The organism is Streptomyces sp. NPDC038213, assembly GCF_055600495.1.
Window position 1 is genome coordinate 107,769 of sequence record NZ_JBVJYM010000006.1, and the last position, 14,834, is coordinate 122,602.

The window sequence follows — 14,834 nt, forward strand, 5'->3', positions numbered from 1 at the left end:
GCGGCGAGAGGCGGGGGCCGGGCCCGGGGCCTCAGCCGGGCGCCTCGTGGCCCCCGTCCCGCCCGGCGGCCGCGTCGAGGAGTGCGGCGCGCCCCCTCAGGGCGGCGACCAGGGCCGGCAGGGCCGGGTGCCGGCCTGCGGCCCGGACGGCCAGGCCGATGTGGCGGGCGGGGGCGGGCGGGGCCAGGGGGATGCTGCGCAGGCCCGGGACGGGCGGGTCCAGGGCCACCGAGGGGGTCAGGGTGACGCCCAGGCCGGCGGCGACCAGGGTGCGGGCGAAGAAGTAGTCGGTTGTGGTGCCGCGGACCTCCGGGGCGAATCCGGCGCGCTCGGCGTGGCGGCGCAGGTAGGCCTCGGTGCGCAGGCAGCCCAGCACCCAGGGCTCCGCGGCCAGTTCGGCAAGGTCGAGCACGGCGCGCCCGGCGAGGGGGTGGGCCGCGGGCAGGACGGCGTACAGCGGGTCGGCCAGCAGCGGGATCCACTCGGGGGCGGGGCCGGGGCCGCCGGGCAGCGGACCGTCGAAGCGGTAGGCGAGGGCCGCGTCAGCGGCGCCCCGGCGCACGAGCGGCAGGCTGTCCTCGGGCTCCGCCTCCCGGATGTGCACCTCCAGGCCCGGGTGCCCGGCCGCGAGCCGGGCCAGGGCGGCGGGCAGCAGGGCGCGGCCCCCGCTGGTGAACGTGGCCAGGGTGAACTGCGTGCGCCCGGTGGCCAGGCGGTCCACCTGCCGCCGGGCCCCGGCGAGTTCGGCCGCGACGGACTCGGCGGCGCCGACCATGATCCGGCCGGCGGGGGTCAGGGTCACCCCGCGGGTGCTGCGCTCGACCACGGGGGTGCCGAGGCTGCGCTCCAGGGCGGCGACGTGCTGGGAGACCGCGGAGGGGGTCAGGCTCAGGGCGGCGGCGGCCCGGTTGAAGCTGCCGTGCTCCGCGACGGTCCGCAGGACGCGCAGCCGCTGTACGTCGATCAACAGTTTTCCTTGGGGCGTCACCATCAGGTCGGTAGTTCTGCTGATGACTGTAGGAGGCCACGATGGGCCCATGCAAAGCATCTGCGTGATCGGCGGAAACCGTTACTTCGGCAGGCTCCTGGTGGGCGGGCTCCAGGCGGCGGGACACCGCGTCACCCTTCTGAACCGCGGCTCCGCTCCCCCGCCCGCCGGGGTGGAGCACCTGGTCGCCGACCGCGACGACGGGGCGGCCCTGGCGGCCGCCCTCGGGGCCCGGACCTTCGACGCGGTGGTCGACCAGGTCTGCTACACCCCGGTGCAGGCGGCGGCCGCCGCCCGCGCCTTCCGGGGGCGGACGGCCCGGTACGTGATGACCTCCACCATCGAGGTCTACGACCCCGCGAGGGCCCGCCTGCCCGCCCTCCCGCCGCCCGGCACCCCGGTGCCGGAGTCGGCCGTGGACCCGGCCGGCTGGCCGGTGGACCTGCAACTCCCCTGGCAGGACGGCGCGTTCCGCGAGGCGCACTACGGCGAGGGCAAGCGGCAGGCCGAGGCGGTGCTCACCCGCGCGGCCGGGGGCGGGCCGGGGGCCGCGGGGGTCGGGTCCGGCTTCGCGTTCGCCGCGGTCCGCAGTGCCCACGTACTCGGGGGCGGGGCGCAGGAGTTCACCGGCCGGCTGGCGCACTACGCGGAGCGGATCTCCCGGGGCCTGCCCGTGGACGTGCACCGGCCGGCGCTGCCGAGCGTGTTCGTGCACTACGCGGAGCTGGCCCGGCTGCTGGCCTGGGCGGCTGTGGACAGCGGTTTCACGGGCCCGCTGAACGCCTGCTCGCACGGCGCGTACGACGTGTACGAACTGGCGGCGGCGGTCGGTCGGCGGGCCGGGCGGGAGCCGGTCCTGCGGACCGTGGCCCCCGGCTCGCCCGCCTCGCCCTTCTCCTTCGACCGGCACTACGCCATGGACAACTCCCGTGCGGAGAAGCTGGGTTTCGGCTTCTCGAGCACGGCGGACTGGCTGCCGGGGGCGGTGGACGAGACCCTGGCCGCCCTGGTCTGACGCCGGGTCAGGGGCGGTCGAGCCCCCAGGTCTGCAGGAGGAAGGGGCGGCCCTTCTCCTCGCCTTCGATGAGCGGTACGTCGAGCAGCCGGAAGCCCGCCTTGCGGGCCACGGCCGCGCTCGCCGCGTTCTCGGCCTCCAGCTCCAGGACCACCCGGTCGGTGCCGAGCTCCCCGAAGGCGTACGCGGCCATGACCCGTACCGCGCGCGCCGCCAGTCCGCGGCCGCGGTGGGCCGGGCCGACGGTGTAGCCGAGCTCGGTGCCCTCGGGGGAGCGCCGCAGCATGATCTCGCCGAGGGGCTCGCGGCCGTCCTCGGTGACGGCGAGCAGGACCGTGGAGCCCTCTGCCCGCAGCGTGCGGGCGCGCGCGAGGCGGGTCCGGGCCGCCTCCGCGTCGAAGGGGGTGACGATCGGGGTCCAGTGGGCGGTGTCGGGGTCGTCGAACAGGGCCGGCATCGCGGGCAGGTCCGCCTCCGTCCAGTCGCGCAGGACGAGACCCTCCCCGGTGAGTTCGATCCGGTCGGGGAACGCCGGGTGCGCTGCGTGCGCGGGCGCCCCGGGGGTGGGGGACGGTGTGCTGGACATGCGGTGGGACCTCCCTGGCCTGGCCGGACCGGCGCAGGATATCCCGGGCGGCGGGCCCGCGGCCGGGAGTTTCGGTCCCGCTTCAGGGCCCGGCCGCCGCGGCGGGGACGGCTCAGTCCGGGGCGTCGGCGTAGGGGCCGAGGAAGCGGAACCCGTCGGCAACGGCGCGGTAGAGGAACGACGTCTTCCGGTGTTCGAGCACATGGGTCTCCGGGCCGAACTGGAGCCGTTTGGCGACGCCTTCGTACGGGATGCGGAACATCCGCAGCCCGAGTGCGGTGCGGCTCGTGCCCTCCTCGTCCAGCCCGGTGAGGGCGGTGGCGAGCAGGCCGGCCGCGTCGTGGGCCTCCGCGGCCCAGCGGGCGGGCGCGGTCCCGTGGGCCTTCCGGTACGCGGCGGTGAACCAGGCGGCGGCCGGCACTGCGGCGGGATCGGAGAACACGGCGCTGAACAGCCAGCCCTCGGCGGCCCGGCCCGCGCCGGCGCGGAAGGCCGGCTCCATGACCTGCTGGACGGTGATGCGCGGCCCGGTGAACCCGGATGCGGCCAGCGCCAGGGCCAGCCGGGCGCCGCGCTCGGGCGAGGTGCCGGAGTACACCACCGCCTCGGCGCGGGCCGCACGCAGCGCGCGCACGGCCTCGTCGATCCCGGCGCCGTCCGCGCCGAGGCGGTGGACCGTCAGGGTGCCCCCGGCAGGAGGTGCGGTCTCCAGGGTGCCGGTGAGGGTGCGGGCGATGCGGCCGCCCCCCGGGTCGTGGACCACGGCGGTGCGCAGCTTGCCGGGGGCGCCCCCGCGGCTGAGGCGGTGGATGACGCCCTCGGCGTAGGCGTTGTCGCCCGCCCGGGTGGGGCAGACGGTGTCGAGTTGGACCGCGGTGAGGGCCGTGCCGTCCACGGAGGCGAAGACCACGGGCAGCCTGGTCTCGACGGAGACCGCGGTGACGGTGTCGGCGGCGCCCTGCCAGGTGGGTCCGATCAGGGCCAGGACCGCCGGGTCGGCGGCGAGCCCGCGCGCGGTGCGTTCGGCGAGGGCCCGGTCCCCGCGGTCGTCGGCCACGCGCAGGCGCAGCCGGAAGGCCGTGTCCGTACGGGCGTTGTGGCGGTCGACGGCGATGCGGGCGCCGCGCTCGTGGGCGAGTCCGGCGGCCCGGCCGGGGCCGCTCAGGTCGGCCTGGAGGGCGAGGGTGCGCACGGGCAGCGTGCGCGGGGTGCCGGAGGCGACGCCGGTGCCGTTGCCGGCGCCCGAGGAGCGGGGCCGGGTGGCGAACCAGGCCACGGGGGCGGCGACGGCCGCCAGTGCGGTGGCGGCGAGCAGGGCCCGGCGGGCCGGGCGGACGGGGGCGGCGGCGGGGGCGGCGGTGGGCAGTCCGGCCAGGTACCCGGCGGATCCGGCGCCGCCCCCGGTACGGGAGCCCGTACCGCCGCCCGGGGCGCGGGTGGGGTCGGGGGCCGGGAGGTCGAGGGCCCGGGCGGAGCGCTCGGCGATGAGGCGGGGCAGGGCGGGCGGGAGCCAGTCGGGGCCGGGTTCGCCGCGGGCGGCGAGGACGGCGCGCAGTTCGGGTGCGGTGGGGCGCTGGTCCGGGTCCTTGGCGAGGCAGGCGCGGACGGGGCCGGCGAGTTCCGCGGGGAGCCCGGTCAGGTCGGGGTCCTCGTGGACGGTGCGGAAGACCACGGCGGCCGCGTGCCCGGTGCCGAAGGGGCCCCGGCCGGTGGCCGCGTAGGCGAGGACGCAGCCGAGGGCGAAGAGGTCGGCGGCGGGGTCGGTGCCGGGGCCGCCGGTGCGGGCCTGTTCGGGTGCGAGGTAGCCGGGGGTGCCGACGACGGCGTCGGTGGCGGTGAGGGCGGTGGCGCCGGCGAAGCGGGCGATGCCGAAGTCGATGAGCCGGGGGCCGTCGAGGGCGAGGAGGATGTTGCCCGGTTTGACGTCCCGGTGGACGAGGCCCGCGGCGTGCACCTCGGTGAGGGCCTCGGCGAGGCGGATGCCGAGGACCCGTGCGGTCGGTGCGGGCAGCGGACCGTACCGGGAGACCGCCTCGGCGAGCGAGGGGGCTGGGTAGAAGGCGGTGGCCAGCCAGGGTTCGCGGGCCTCGGGGTCGGCTCCGACGATGTGGGCGACCCAGGGTCCGGCGAGCCGGCCGGCGGCCTCGGCCTCGCGCCGGAAGCGGGCGCGGAAGGCGGGGTCGGCCGCGTACTCGGCGCGGATGACCTTCAGGGCGACGAGGTTCCCGGCGGGCGAGCGCCCGAGGTAGACGGTGCCCATGCCGCCGGAGCCGAGGCGGCCGAGCAGCCGGTGCCCGGCGACGGCGGAGGGGTCCGCCCCGGTCAGCGGCCGCACGGACGGCCCATGCTGTGACCGGAGGGGTTCGCCGGGAGGCTCGCGGCGTCGGGTGCGGTGCATCGCGGGGCGGAGGACCGCCCTCGCGCCGGGCGTATCCGGGCGGCTCCGAGGACGCGGCGGGGTGCCGTGCCGGGCGGCGCGAGCCGGTGGCCCCTTCCGGTCACGGCACTAGCCCTTGGCGGGCGGGCTCTGCGGGACCGGCCCGGCGTAGGCGATCCGGCCGTCCCGGACCCGGTGCAGGAAGGAGGTGACGCCCTTGACGCGGCCCTCCCCGTCGAAGGCGTACTCCTTGACCAGTCCGCGGTGGCCGTCCCTGCGCAGGGCGGTGAGCAGTTCGGCGCGGGTGGGGCGGCGGCCGCCGCGGGCGGCTGCGGCGAGCCCGGCGGATACGAACTGGGCGAGGTCGTACGCCTCGGCCGTCCAGACGGCGGGGGCGGTGCCGTACTCGGCGCGGTGGGCGCGGGCCACGGCGGCGACCTCGGGGGCCTCGGGGCCGGTGTAGGGGGCGAGGAAGCACCAGCCCTCGGCGGCGGGGCCCGCGGCGGTGAGGAACTCCGGTACGGCGACGAGGTACTCGGCGGCGCGCGGGCCGCGGAAGCCCTGGGCCGCGAGAGCCCGGGCGGCCTCGGCGGCGCCCTGCGGGGTGCCGGTGTACAGGAACCCGTCGATGCCCTGGGCGAGCATGTCCCGTATCACCGGCGCGAGTTCGTCCTTGCCGCGCGGGACCACCCGCGGGTAGGCCCTGGCCTGCGGGACGAAGGCGTTCACGACGCGGTCGGAGAGGAAGGCGGTCTGCCAGGCGTCCGTGTCCCCGTCGCGGTCGCAGAGGACGCCGAGGGTGCGCACGCCTTCGTTGACGACGAGTTGGACGTTGATGGCGCCGATGTGGGTGCCGGAGGGCGGGCAGGCCTGGAAGAAGGAGCTGCGGTCCGCGACGCCGAAGACGGAGGCCGCGGCGGAGGCGGTGAGCAGGGGCAGGGAGGCCTCGGCGTACTGCTCCAGGACGGGCAGGACGGAGGGGTTGGCGGTGGGCCCGATGACGGCGAGCACGTCGGGGTCGCGGATCAGGGCGGCGGCCGCGACGGCGGCGCGGTCGGCGCGGCCCTGGTCGTCGGCGGTGCGCACGGAGAGGCTGAACGGCCTGTCCTTGCGGGAGTTGAAGGCGGCCGCGGCCAGCCGCAGACCGCGCTCCTGGGCGCGGCCGGCCGCGCGGCCGGGCCCGGTCAGGTCGGCGTGCAGGCCGATGGTCCAGCGGCGGGGCGCGGGGCCGGGGGCGGCCCGGCGGGGGGTGCCGTCCTCGCGCAGGGCCAGCCAGGCGGCCGTACCGCCGCCGGCGGCGAGCAGGGCGGCACCGCCCGCGAGGGCGAGGAAGCGGCGCCGGCCGGGGCGGGCGGGGGCGGCGGGTCCCGCTTCGCCGCCCGCGCCCCCTACGCCCCCTGCGCCCCTGTCCGCGAGGGTGTCCTCGATGCCGGGCAGGGCGAGCAGCAGGGCGGCGCGCGCGGCGATGGCGGCGACGACGGGGTCGGGCAGCCAGTCGGAGCCGCCGGGGACGTCCTCGGCGAGCCGCTCGCCGACCTCTTCGGCGGTGGGCCGGTCCGCCGGGTCCTTGGCCAGGCAGGCGCGCAGCACGGCGAGCAGCCCGGGGTCGAGGGGGGCGCGGGCGCCGGGCTCCGCCGGGGTGAGGTCGGGCTCGTCGTGGACGGTGCGGTAGAGCAGGGCGTCGACGGCTCCGGTGCCGAACGGCGCGGCGCCGGTGGCCGCGTGGGCGAGCAGGCAGCCGAGGGAGAAGACGTCGCCGGCGGGGCCGACGGGCCGGCCGGAGGCCTGCTCGGGCGAGAGGTAGCCGGGGGTGCCGATGACGGCGTCGGCGGCGGTGAGGGCGGTGTCCTCGCCGCCGCGGGCGATGCCGAAGTCGATGAGCCGCGGCCCGTCCAGGCCGAGGAGCACGTTGGCGGGCTTCACGTCCCGGTGGACCAGGTCGCGGGCGTGGAGCACGGACAGGGCGCGGGCGAGCGCGGAGCCGAGTACGCGGGTGCTGTGCAGGGGCAGCGGGCCGTGTGCGGCGACGGCCTCGGCGAGGGAGGGGCCGGGGACGAAGGCGGTGGCGAGCCAGGGTTCGGGGGCGTCGGGGTCGGCGCCCATCACCTCGACCACCCAGGGGCTGCGGACCCGCGCGGCGAGGGCGGCCTCGCGGCGGAACCGGGCGCGGAAGTCGGCCTCGTCGGCGTGCTCGGCGCGGATCACCTTGACGGCGGCGAGGGCGCCCTCGGCGGTCCGGCCGAGGTAGACCACGCCCATTCCGCCGGAGCCGAGGCGGCCGAGCAGGCGGTACCCGGCGATGCGGGAGGGATCGGAGGGGAGGAGGGGTTCCATCAGCCTGCCCTGCCGATCTCGTTGCGGGCGCGCTGCATCATCCAGGTGAGCCCGTAGGCTCCGGGCTGCTGGAGGTCGTCGCGGACGATGCCGGAGGAGCCCTTGAGGGCGATGGCGACGGTGACGGGCCCGTACTGGGCCTGGGTCCAGGTGTACGGGTGCGGGCCGCCCTCGCGGGTGCCGTGGAAGTTCCCGTACTCCGTGAAGGTGTCCTCGGTGGTGCGGTTGGTGTACTCGCCGCCCTGGAGGGTGGTGCCGAAGAGGTCCTTGACCTGCTGGTCCGCGCGCAGTTGCTGGTCGGGGCAGCGCATGACCTCCTCCATGGAGCGGGCGATCTCCCAGGCGGACTCGGCGCGGGTGCGGTGGACGGTGACGGTGGCGCTGATCTGGACGGCCCCCTTGCCGTCGGCGGCGGGGATGTGGAAGTACCGGCTCCCGGTGGCGAGGACGTCGGCAGGCGGCGCCCCGGTCTGCCAGACGCAGTCGCGGTCGAGGTACGGCATGATCCCGGGCGCGCTCTCGTACGGGGTGCTCGGCACCACGTCGGGGCCGATCATCTGCGCGGTGGCGATCACCTTGGCGAGCAGCGCGCGGGCCGCGGCGGGATCGCGGGGCACCTTCGCCTCGTCCACGACCGGGAGCGGGATGAGCCCGGTGGAGCCGGGGGCGGGCGGCGACTGGCCGGCGCCCGGCACGGCGGAGGGGGCGGGGGACGCGGGCCCGCTGCCCGACGGGGACGGCGCGGAGCGCTCCGGGGCGGAGGTGCAGGCGGCCAGCGCGGCGAGGGCCGCGAGGGAGACGGCCGCGGCCAGGGGGGCGCGGGCGGGCCGCGTACGGATCAACCGGGGTGCGTACGGACGGAGTTCGCTCGGCCCGGCTCCGGGTAATGCGGATTCGCGTGAGCCGGTGTCACGCGCTCCGGCCTGACACGACCGGGCTACGGGCTTGGAGCGCGGGCCCGCGGAAGTGCCCTCCGCGCCGCGTCTGTTGTATTCGTGACCCCCCACGGCGCCGATGCTAGCGGCGCGGCGGCGCCCGCGCGGGGAATCCCGCCAATCCCCCGAAGGCGGCCGATACGATCTTCGGGCCGCGCCCCGGGCCTGCGGGGACGTACCCCGCGCGGGCCGCGGCCGGGGCGGCCGGGTACGTACAGCGGCCCCCGCACCGGTCGCGCCGGGACGGCAGGCGGCACGTGGCACGTGGCAAGTGGCAGGCGAGGCACGGGGACGGAGCATGGAGATGGTGGACGGCGTGGCGTACCCGGGTGACCCGGACCGCACGGGAGCGGCGGGGGCACCCGCCGGGCCGCCCGGGCCCCTCGTGGACACGGCCTGGCTCGCCGCCAGGCTCGGCTCCCCCGGCCTGGTGGTGCTGGACGCCTCCGTCGGGGCCCACCGCGGCACGGACCGCCGGATCCCGGGGGCGCGACCCTTCGACATCGACGGGGCGCTGTCCGACCACGGTGCGCCGGTCCCCCACACGATGCCCGCGCCCGGCGCCTTCGAGGAGGAGCTGCGGGCCCTGGGGGTCGACGGCGGCGACACCGTGGTCGTGTACGACGCGGCGGGGGTGTACTCGAGCGCCCGCGCCTGGTGGATGCTGCGCGCCATGGGCTTCGACGGCGCGGCGGTGCTGGACGGGGGGCTGCCCGCGTGGTGGGCGGCCGGGCTGGCGGTGGAGCCGGAGCCGGCCGCGTACTCCGGGCCCCGCGGCGGGTTCACCGCCCGGCCGCGGCCCGGTCTGCTGCTCGGCAGCGGTGCGGTGGCGCGGGCGCTGGCCGATCCGGCGGCGGCCGTGCTGGACGCCCGTACCCGCGGCCGGTACGCGGGTACCGAGCCCGAGCCCCGTGCGGGGCTGCGCGGCGGCCACATGCCGGGTGCCCTGAACCTGCCCTTCGGTGAACTCCAGGACGGCGGGGGCCGGATGCTCCCGGCCGGGCGCCTGCGGGAGCTGTTCGGGGAGCGCCTCGGGGCGGGTCCGGAGCGGCTGGTGTTCAGCTGCGGCTCCGGGGTGACGGCCTGCGTGCTGGCCCTGGGCGCCGTGCTCGCCGGGTACGGGGAGGAGCAGCTGGCGGTGTACGACGGCTCGTGGAGCGAGTGGGGACGGCCGTCGGAACTGCCCGTCGCACGGGGCACCGAACCTCTGGGCGGGGCGCCGGAGTCCGGTGCGGCTGGCGGGGCTGCGGCGGCCGGGGTCTCCGGTGCCGGACGGTAGCGGCGGCGGGGCCGGGCGCGGTGGGCCGGTAGTGGTGGTGATGGGCGTCTCGGGCACGGGCAAGACCACCGTGGGCCGGCTGCTCGCGGTTGCGCTGGGCGTGCCGTACGCCGAGGGGGACGCGTTCCACCCCCCGGCGAACGTGGCCAAGATGGCGGGCGGCACCCCGCTGGACGACGCGGACCGCGCCCCGTGGCTGGACGCGGTCGGCCGCTGGGCCCGCGGGCGGGCGGGGTGCGGCGGGGTGGTGTCGGCGTCCGCGCTGAGGCGCCGCTACCGCGACCGGCTGCGGGCCGCGGACCCGGACCTGGCCTTCGTCCACCTCACGGGCGAACGGGCCCTGATCGAGTCCCGGATGGCCGCGCGCAGCGGGCACTTCATGCCCGTGTCGCTGCTCGCCTCGCAGTTCGCGGCACTGGAGCCGCTGGGCGCGGACGAGCCGGGCGTGGCGGTGGAGGTGTCCGACGCGCCGGGCCGGGTCGCGGAGCGGGCCCTCGCGGGGCTGTACGCGGCGGGGCTGCTGCCGGACCCGCCCCCGGATCCCCACTGACCCGACCGGTCCCGTTGCGACCCGCGTCCCCCGGTCTTGTTGCAGCCCGGCCCCGTCGCCGCCTGCCCCCGCAGCAGCCCGGCCCCGTCACCGCCCGACCCCGCCCCGTCCCGGCCTGACCCGCCCGGTGCCCGTGCGGCGCAGGCCGACCCCGTCCCGGATCGGTACCCGCCCGGCCCCGGGCGACCGGGATCGTGCAGACTCGGGCCAGCCCGGCCCGGTCCGGCCCGGTCCGCTCAGGATTCCGGGGTGCGCGGGAGGCGCAGGGCCTCCGGCGGGGCGCCGTCGATGCCCGAGGTGTCGGCGGTCTCCCGATGCACAGTCAGGCGTCGTTCCCGGGGCGGGACACGCTCACCTTCGGGTGACCGTCCGCACCTGCGGCCGGAAGGGCCGCAAGGGTGGCTTCATGATCACTTCCGTACTGCGCCGTCGCGCCCTCTTGTTCGCCACGGCCCTGGCCGCCGCCCTGCTGCCCTCCGCCGCGGATGCCGCGGCCACCTCGGCGGGGTCCGCGGCACCCGCCGCGTCCGCCGCCCCCGGCGCCGCGCCCTCCGCCGCGCGGGCCGCCTCCTTCGCCGCGCGGGCGGCCGCCGCGGCCGCACCGGCCAACTCCTGCCCCCGCGTCCACGACCACCTGTTCGCCGCCGCCGATCTGCGGGTCGAGCTGGACCGGGTCACTCCCTCGCCCTCCTGGCGGATCAACTGCAAGCAGCTGTACCGCGCGGACAGCCGCCCGCCCGCGGTGGTGTTCGAGGAGGGTTTCCTGCCCCGGGACACCGTCGGCGGACAGTACGACTTGGAGCAGTACGTCCTGGTCAACCAGCCCTCGCCGTTCGTCTCCACGACGTACGACCACGACCTGTACAAGACCTGGTGGAAGAGCGGCTGGAACTACTACGTCGACGCCCCGGGCGGAATCGACGTCAACCACACCATCGGCGACACCCACCGGTGGGCCTCCCAGGTGGAGGTGGCGTTCCCCGGCGGGATCGCGCGGTCGTTCATCGTCGGGGTGTGCCCGGTGGACAAGGTGAAGAAGACCGAGGTCATGGCGGAGTGCGTGGACAACCCGCACTACCGGCCCTGGCGCGAGACCTACCCCGGCTGACCCGGCGGCCGCCCGGCCCGGTGGGCCGAGGCGAGCGCCGCGGTCTCGGGGAACCGCGGTACGCAGCCGGTGCCGCCGTTCCCCGAGACCGAGAGGGAGGCGGCGGCCGCGGCGTAGCCGAGGGCTTCGGGCAGGGGGTCGCCCAGGGCGAGGCGGGCGGCGGCCGTGCCCGCGAAGCAGTCCCCGGCCCCGGTGGCGTCCACCGGGGCCGGGTTGGGGGGTACGGGCAGGCTGCGGACGCGCTCGCCGTCGTGGAGCAGGACGGACGCGGCCCCCGCGGTCACGGCGACGGCCCGGGCTCCGAGGGCGAGGCCGCGGTCGGCCGCGGTGCGCGGGTCCCGGGTGCCGAGGAGCGCGGTCGCGTCGGCGGGGCAGGAGAGTTTGAGCAGGTCGGCGTACGGGGCGAGACGGGCGAGGAGGTCCGCGGCCGGAGCGGGATCCGTGAGCCGGGCGCGGTAGTTGGCGTCGTAGACGAAGCGACCGCCCGCGCGGGTGACGGCCGCCGCGGCGGCGAGCACGGCCTGTCGGCTGTCCGGGGACAGGGCCCCGGTGATCCCGCTGGTGAGCAGGCAGCGCGCCTGTGCGAGGAGGGGGTCCCACGCGGCGACGTGCGCGGGCGAGAGCGTCGAACCGGCGCTGCCGGTGCGCCAGTAGACGAACTCCCGGTCGCCCTCGGTGTCGGGGGCGAGGAGGTAGGCGCCGTTGGGGCGGGGGGCTGTACGGACGGCGGTGACGTCGATGCCGAGGGCCGCGGCGCGGGCCAGCAGGGGGCGGCTCAGCTCGTCCTCGCCGACGACCGCGAGGAGTGCGGTGCGCGCGCCCGCCGCCGCGGCGGCCGCGGCGGCGTTCAGCGCGTCCCCGGAGAAGGAGATCCGCGCGGCGCTCCCGCCTCCCGCCCCGCCCCACGGGCCCTCGGTCAGCACTTCGACGAGCACCTCCCCGAGCACGAGTACGTCGTACCCGTCCCGGCGGTCCCGGCCGGCGGGGCGGGCGGCGCCGGTGGGGCGGGCCTGTCCGTGGACCTGTCCGCAGGCATGTCCGTCCGCCGCCCCTCCCGGGCGGTTTCCCGCCGCCCCTCCCCCGCCCGTGTCCGCGCTCACCGGGCGTCACCCCCGCAGGCCGGGACGCCGCCCGGTTCCGCCAACTCGGCTACCAGTGAGGCCAGTTCGGCCGGGTCCTCGGGCAGGCCGGAACCGACGCCCACCGCGTCGGCGCCGGCCGCCAGCCAGGTGCGGACCTCGTCCGGCGCGATGCCGCCGGTCGGCACGAGGAGGGCCCGCGCCGGCAGGACGGCGCGCAGCGAGCGCAGGTAGTCCGGGCCCACGGCGTGGGCCGGGAAGACCTTCGCCGCGCCGCGTCCGGCCGCTGCCGCGACCTCCCCGGGGGTGAACCCGCCCTCGATGAACACCGCCCCGCGCCGGGCCGCGTACGCCCGCACCCCGGGGGCGGGGAAGGGCGAGACCAGGAAGGCGGCGCCCGCGTCCAGGGCCCGTTCGGCCTGGTCGGCCGCGGTCACCGTGCCGAGCCCGATCAGCGCGGGTCGCCCGGCGGGGTCGGTGAGCAGGGCCGCCCGCGCGACGGCCCCCTCCCACCCGGGGGTGGAGGTGGTGAGCTCGACGGCCCGGCACCCGGCGGCGAGGAACCCCTCGGTACGGGCCACCGCCCGGTCGGCGTCCGCACTGCGCAGCACCGGCAGCAGCCGCTGCGCGGCCAGCACGGCGTACGGGTGGCACGCGGCACACCGCACCCCGGACCCGCCGCCCGCCGTCCCGCCACCCGCCGGCCCACGGCCCCCCGGACCCGGATCCGCACCCGGCACCGCTCCCGAACCCGCACCTGAATCTCGACCCGCACCGGGCTGACAGGGCACGACCCCTCCCCACTTGTTCCACGTAATGGAACTCGGTACTGCGTAACGGAACGAACGCGAGTCATGACTGTACTCGCGCAGGGCGAAGCGGTGTCAAGGCCGCCGCACAGCGCGGGGGTTCAGGCGTCCGTACGCCCCCGGAAGGTGCGGCGGTAGTCGCGGGGCGGGACGCCCACGCGGCGGGTGAAGGGCGGGCGCAGGGAGACGGAGGAGGCGAAGCCGCAGCGGACCGCGATCTCGTCCACCGGGAGGTCGGTCTCCTCCAGCAGGTGCTGGGCCGCCAGGACGCGCTGGTCGAGGAGCCAGCGCAGCGGGGTGGTGCCCGTGGCCCCGGCGAAGCGGCGGGCGAAGGAGCGCTCCGACATCAGGGCGAGGGCGCCCATGGCCCGTACGGTCCACGGGCGGTCCAGTTCGGCGAGGACCCGCTCCCGGGCCAGCGCGAGCGGGTCCTGCGCGTCCGCGGCCTCCGGGACCGGGGAGGGGATGAACTGCCCCTGCCCGCCGGCCCGGAAGGGCGCGGTGACCATGGCGCGGGCGATGGCCGCCGCGGCCTGCTGGCCGTGGCCCGAGCGGACCAGGTGCAGGCACAGGTCGATGCCCGCCGCCACCCCCGCCGAGGTCCAGATCCCGTCGTCCTCGGTGAACAGCACCTCCGGCCGGACCTCCGCCGCCGGGTGGCGGCTCGCCAGCCGGGCGGCGAGGGACCAGTGGGTGGTGACGGTCCGCCCGTCGAGCAGCCCGGCGTCCCCGAGGACGAACGCGCCCGCGCACAGGGAGGCGAGCGGGATCCCGCGGGCGTGGACCTCCCGGAGGGCGTCGAGCAGGCCGGGGGGCCGGGCGGCGAGCGGGTCCGCCACCCCGGGTACGAGCACGAGGTCACAGTCGAGGAGGGCGTCGAGCCCGTGGTCGGGGATGCGCTCCAGCCCGCCCGCGAGCCTGACCCGCTCCCCCGCCGGTCCGCAGATCCGCAGGTCGAAGCGGGGGCCGCCCAGCGCCGTCGACCTCTCGGCCCAGACCTCCCCGATCACCGCGTAGTCGAAGGCGCGGATCCCGTCGAACACCACGCAGCCGACCGTGCGGAACGCCTCGATACCCATGGCGGGAATCTATCGATCGGCGGCGGTCGGGACGGTCACGGCCCCCGCCCGCGGCGCCACAGGATGGGCGCATGACGAACACCAGTGCATTCGACGCCCCCCTCGCCCTCGACTCCGACGCGGTCCTCGTGCTCGTCGACGTCCAGCAGGGCTTCGACGACGCGGACTACTGGGGAGAGCGCGACAACCCCGCCGCCGAGAAGAACATCGCCGCCCTGGCGGCCGCGTGGCAGGAGACCGGCCGCCCGGTCGTGATCGTGCAGCACGCCTCCGGGTCCGGCCCGCTGGAGCCCGGCACGCCCGGTTTCGCGCTCAAGCCGGAGGTCGCGGACGTCCGGGCCGACCTGCGCGTCACCAAGCAGGTCAACAGCGCCTTCTACGGCACCCCCGACCTGCACGCCTGGCTCCGGGAGCGCGGCGCCCGCCAGGTGGTGGTCGCCGGGATCATGACCAACGTGTGCAACGAGACCACCGCCCGGATGGCGGGCAACCTCGGCTACGACACCGTCTTCCCGCTCGACGCGATGCACACCTTCGGGCTGACCGGCCCGGACGGGGTCACGATCTCCGCCGCCGACCTCACCCGGGCGACGGCCGCGACCCTGCACGCCATGCGGTTCGCGAAGGTGGTCACCACGGACGCGGTGCTCGCGGCAGCCGTGTAGCGGCGGGGCCGGGGGTGCGGGGCCCGGCGG

General features: G+C 77.7%; 13 protein-coding genes. 5 read left to right on the forward strand and 8 right to left on the reverse strand.

Features of this window, described 5'->3' with window-relative positions; genetic code table 11:
* Window positions 1–31: 31 nt before the first annotated feature.
* Entirely contained in the window at window positions 32–967 is a 936-nt protein-coding gene (locus ACZ7JZ_RS12040) for a LysR family transcriptional regulator (RefSeq protein ID WP_470936711.1), read from the reverse strand.
* Between the two features lie 70 nt (window positions 968–1,037).
* Here ACZ7JZ_RS12040 and ACZ7JZ_RS12045 point away from each other — a divergent pair, with 70 nt between their 5' ends.
* Window positions 1,038–2,003 (forward strand): Rossmann-fold NAD(P)-binding domain-containing protein, encoded by a 966-nt coding sequence (locus tag ACZ7JZ_RS12045; protein WP_470936714.1) that lies wholly within the window; start codon window positions 1,038–1,040, stop codon window positions 2,001–2,003.
* A 7-nt stretch (window positions 2,004–2,010) separates the two neighbouring features.
* On the opposite strand, the gene ACZ7JZ_RS12050 is transcribed toward ACZ7JZ_RS12045, so the two are convergent.
* From ACZ7JZ_RS12050 to ACZ7JZ_RS12065, 4 genes are all read right to left on the reverse strand, one after another.
* Window positions 2,011–2,589, reverse strand: a complete 579-nt coding sequence (locus ACZ7JZ_RS12050; protein ID WP_470936717.1) for a GNAT family N-acetyltransferase — start codon at window positions 2,587–2,589, stop codon at window positions 2,011–2,013.
* A gap of 112 nt (window positions 2,590–2,701) precedes the next feature.
* Window positions 2,702–4,924: a bifunctional serine/threonine-protein kinase/ABC transporter substrate-binding protein gene (locus ACZ7JZ_RS12055; protein WP_470936720.1), complete on the reverse strand. Its 2,223-nt coding sequence runs from the start codon at window positions 4,922–4,924 to the stop codon at window positions 2,702–2,704.
* 171 nt (window positions 4,925–5,095) lie between these two features.
* Window positions 5,096–7,300: a bifunctional serine/threonine-protein kinase/ABC transporter substrate-binding protein gene (locus ACZ7JZ_RS12060; RefSeq protein WP_470936723.1), complete on the reverse strand. Its 2,205-nt coding sequence runs from the start codon at window positions 7,298–7,300 to the stop codon at window positions 5,096–5,098.
* Entirely contained in the window at window positions 7,300–8,142 is an 843-nt protein-coding gene (locus ACZ7JZ_RS12065; protein WP_470936726.1) for a hypothetical protein, read from the reverse strand. The genes ACZ7JZ_RS12060 and ACZ7JZ_RS12065 overlap by 1 nt, the downstream gene beginning before the upstream one ends.
* A 391-nt stretch (window positions 8,143–8,533) precedes the next feature.
* Here ACZ7JZ_RS12065 and ACZ7JZ_RS12070 point away from each other — a divergent pair, with 391 nt between their 5' ends.
* The 3 genes from ACZ7JZ_RS12070 (at window position 8,534) to ACZ7JZ_RS12080 (ending at window position 11,172) form a co-directional block, all read left to right on the forward strand.
* Entirely contained in the window at window positions 8,534–9,514 is a 981-nt protein-coding gene (locus ACZ7JZ_RS12070; protein ID WP_470936729.1) for a sulfurtransferase, read from the forward strand.
* 40 nt (window positions 9,515–9,554) lie between these two features.
* Window positions 9,555–10,064 carry a gluconokinase gene (locus ACZ7JZ_RS12075; RefSeq protein WP_470937416.1) on the forward strand — a complete coding sequence of 170 codons (510 nt, stop codon included), beginning with the start codon at window positions 9,555–9,557 and terminating at the stop codon, window positions 10,062–10,064.
* A 406-nt stretch (window positions 10,065–10,470) separates the two neighbouring features.
* Window positions 10,471–11,172, forward strand: coding sequence for an ADP-ribosyltransferase (locus ACZ7JZ_RS12080; RefSeq protein ID WP_470936732.1), 702 nt, complete (start codon window positions 10,471–10,473; stop codon window positions 11,170–11,172).
* On the opposite strand, the gene ACZ7JZ_RS12085 is transcribed toward ACZ7JZ_RS12080, so the two are convergent.
* The 3 genes from ACZ7JZ_RS12085 to ACZ7JZ_RS12095 form a co-directional block, all read right to left on the reverse strand.
* The gene (locus ACZ7JZ_RS12085; RefSeq protein ID WP_470936735.1) at window positions 11,160–12,272 is read right to left on the reverse strand and encodes a PfkB family carbohydrate kinase; all 1,113 of its coding nucleotides are present in this window, start codon (window positions 12,270–12,272) and stop codon (window positions 11,160–11,162) included. The genes ACZ7JZ_RS12080 and ACZ7JZ_RS12085 overlap by 13 nt on opposite strands.
* Entirely contained in the window at window positions 12,269–12,889 is a 621-nt protein-coding gene (locus ACZ7JZ_RS12090) for a bifunctional 4-hydroxy-2-oxoglutarate aldolase/2-dehydro-3-deoxy-phosphogluconate aldolase (protein WP_470936737.1), read from the reverse strand. Before ACZ7JZ_RS12090 ends, ACZ7JZ_RS12085 begins: the two co-directional genes overlap by 4 nt.
* Before the next feature lie 272 nt (window positions 12,890–13,161).
* Window positions 13,162–14,139, reverse strand: coding sequence for a GlxA family transcriptional regulator (locus ACZ7JZ_RS12095; protein WP_470936740.1), 978 nt, complete (start codon window positions 14,137–14,139; stop codon window positions 13,162–13,164).
* Between the two features lie 71 nt (window positions 14,140–14,210).
* Here ACZ7JZ_RS12095 and ACZ7JZ_RS12100 point away from each other — a divergent pair, with 71 nt between their 5' ends.
* Complete coding sequence (locus tag ACZ7JZ_RS12100) at window positions 14,211–14,804, forward strand: cysteine hydrolase family protein (protein WP_470936743.1); 594 nt, start codon at window positions 14,211–14,213, stop codon at window positions 14,802–14,804.
* Window positions 14,805–14,834 lie beyond the last annotated feature (30 nt).

What these genes read in the sequence shown, in the direction of transcription:
- ACZ7JZ_RS12045 (WP_470936714.1), top strand. Translation starts at nt 1,038, where the DNA reads ATGCAAAGCATCTGCGTGATCGGCGGAAACCGTTACTTCGGCAGGCTC.
- ACZ7JZ_RS12050 (WP_470936717.1), bottom strand. Translation starts at nt 2,589, where the DNA reads ATGTCCAGCACACCGTCCCCCACCCCCGGGGCGCCCGCGCACGCAGCG.
- ACZ7JZ_RS12060 (WP_470936723.1), bottom strand. Translation starts at nt 7,300, where the DNA reads ATGGAACCCCTCCTCCCCTCCGATCCCTCCCGCATCGCCGGGTACCGC.
- ACZ7JZ_RS12070 (WP_470936729.1), top strand. Translation starts at nt 8,534, where the DNA reads ATGGAGATGGTGGACGGCGTGGCGTACCCGGGTGACCCGGACCGCACG.
- ACZ7JZ_RS12075 (WP_470937416.1), top strand. Translation starts at nt 9,555, where the DNA reads ATGGGCGTCTCGGGCACGGGCAAGACCACCGTGGGCCGGCTGCTCGCG.
- ACZ7JZ_RS12080 (WP_470936732.1), top strand. Translation starts at nt 10,471, where the DNA reads ATGATCACTTCCGTACTGCGCCGTCGCGCCCTCTTGTTCGCCACGGCC.
- ACZ7JZ_RS12095 (WP_470936740.1), bottom strand. Translation starts at nt 14,139, where the DNA reads ATGGGTATCGAGGCGTTCCGCACGGTCGGCTGCGTGGTGTTCGACGGG.
- ACZ7JZ_RS12100 (WP_470936743.1), top strand. Translation starts at nt 14,211, where the DNA reads ATGACGAACACCAGTGCATTCGACGCCCCCCTCGCCCTCGACTCCGAC.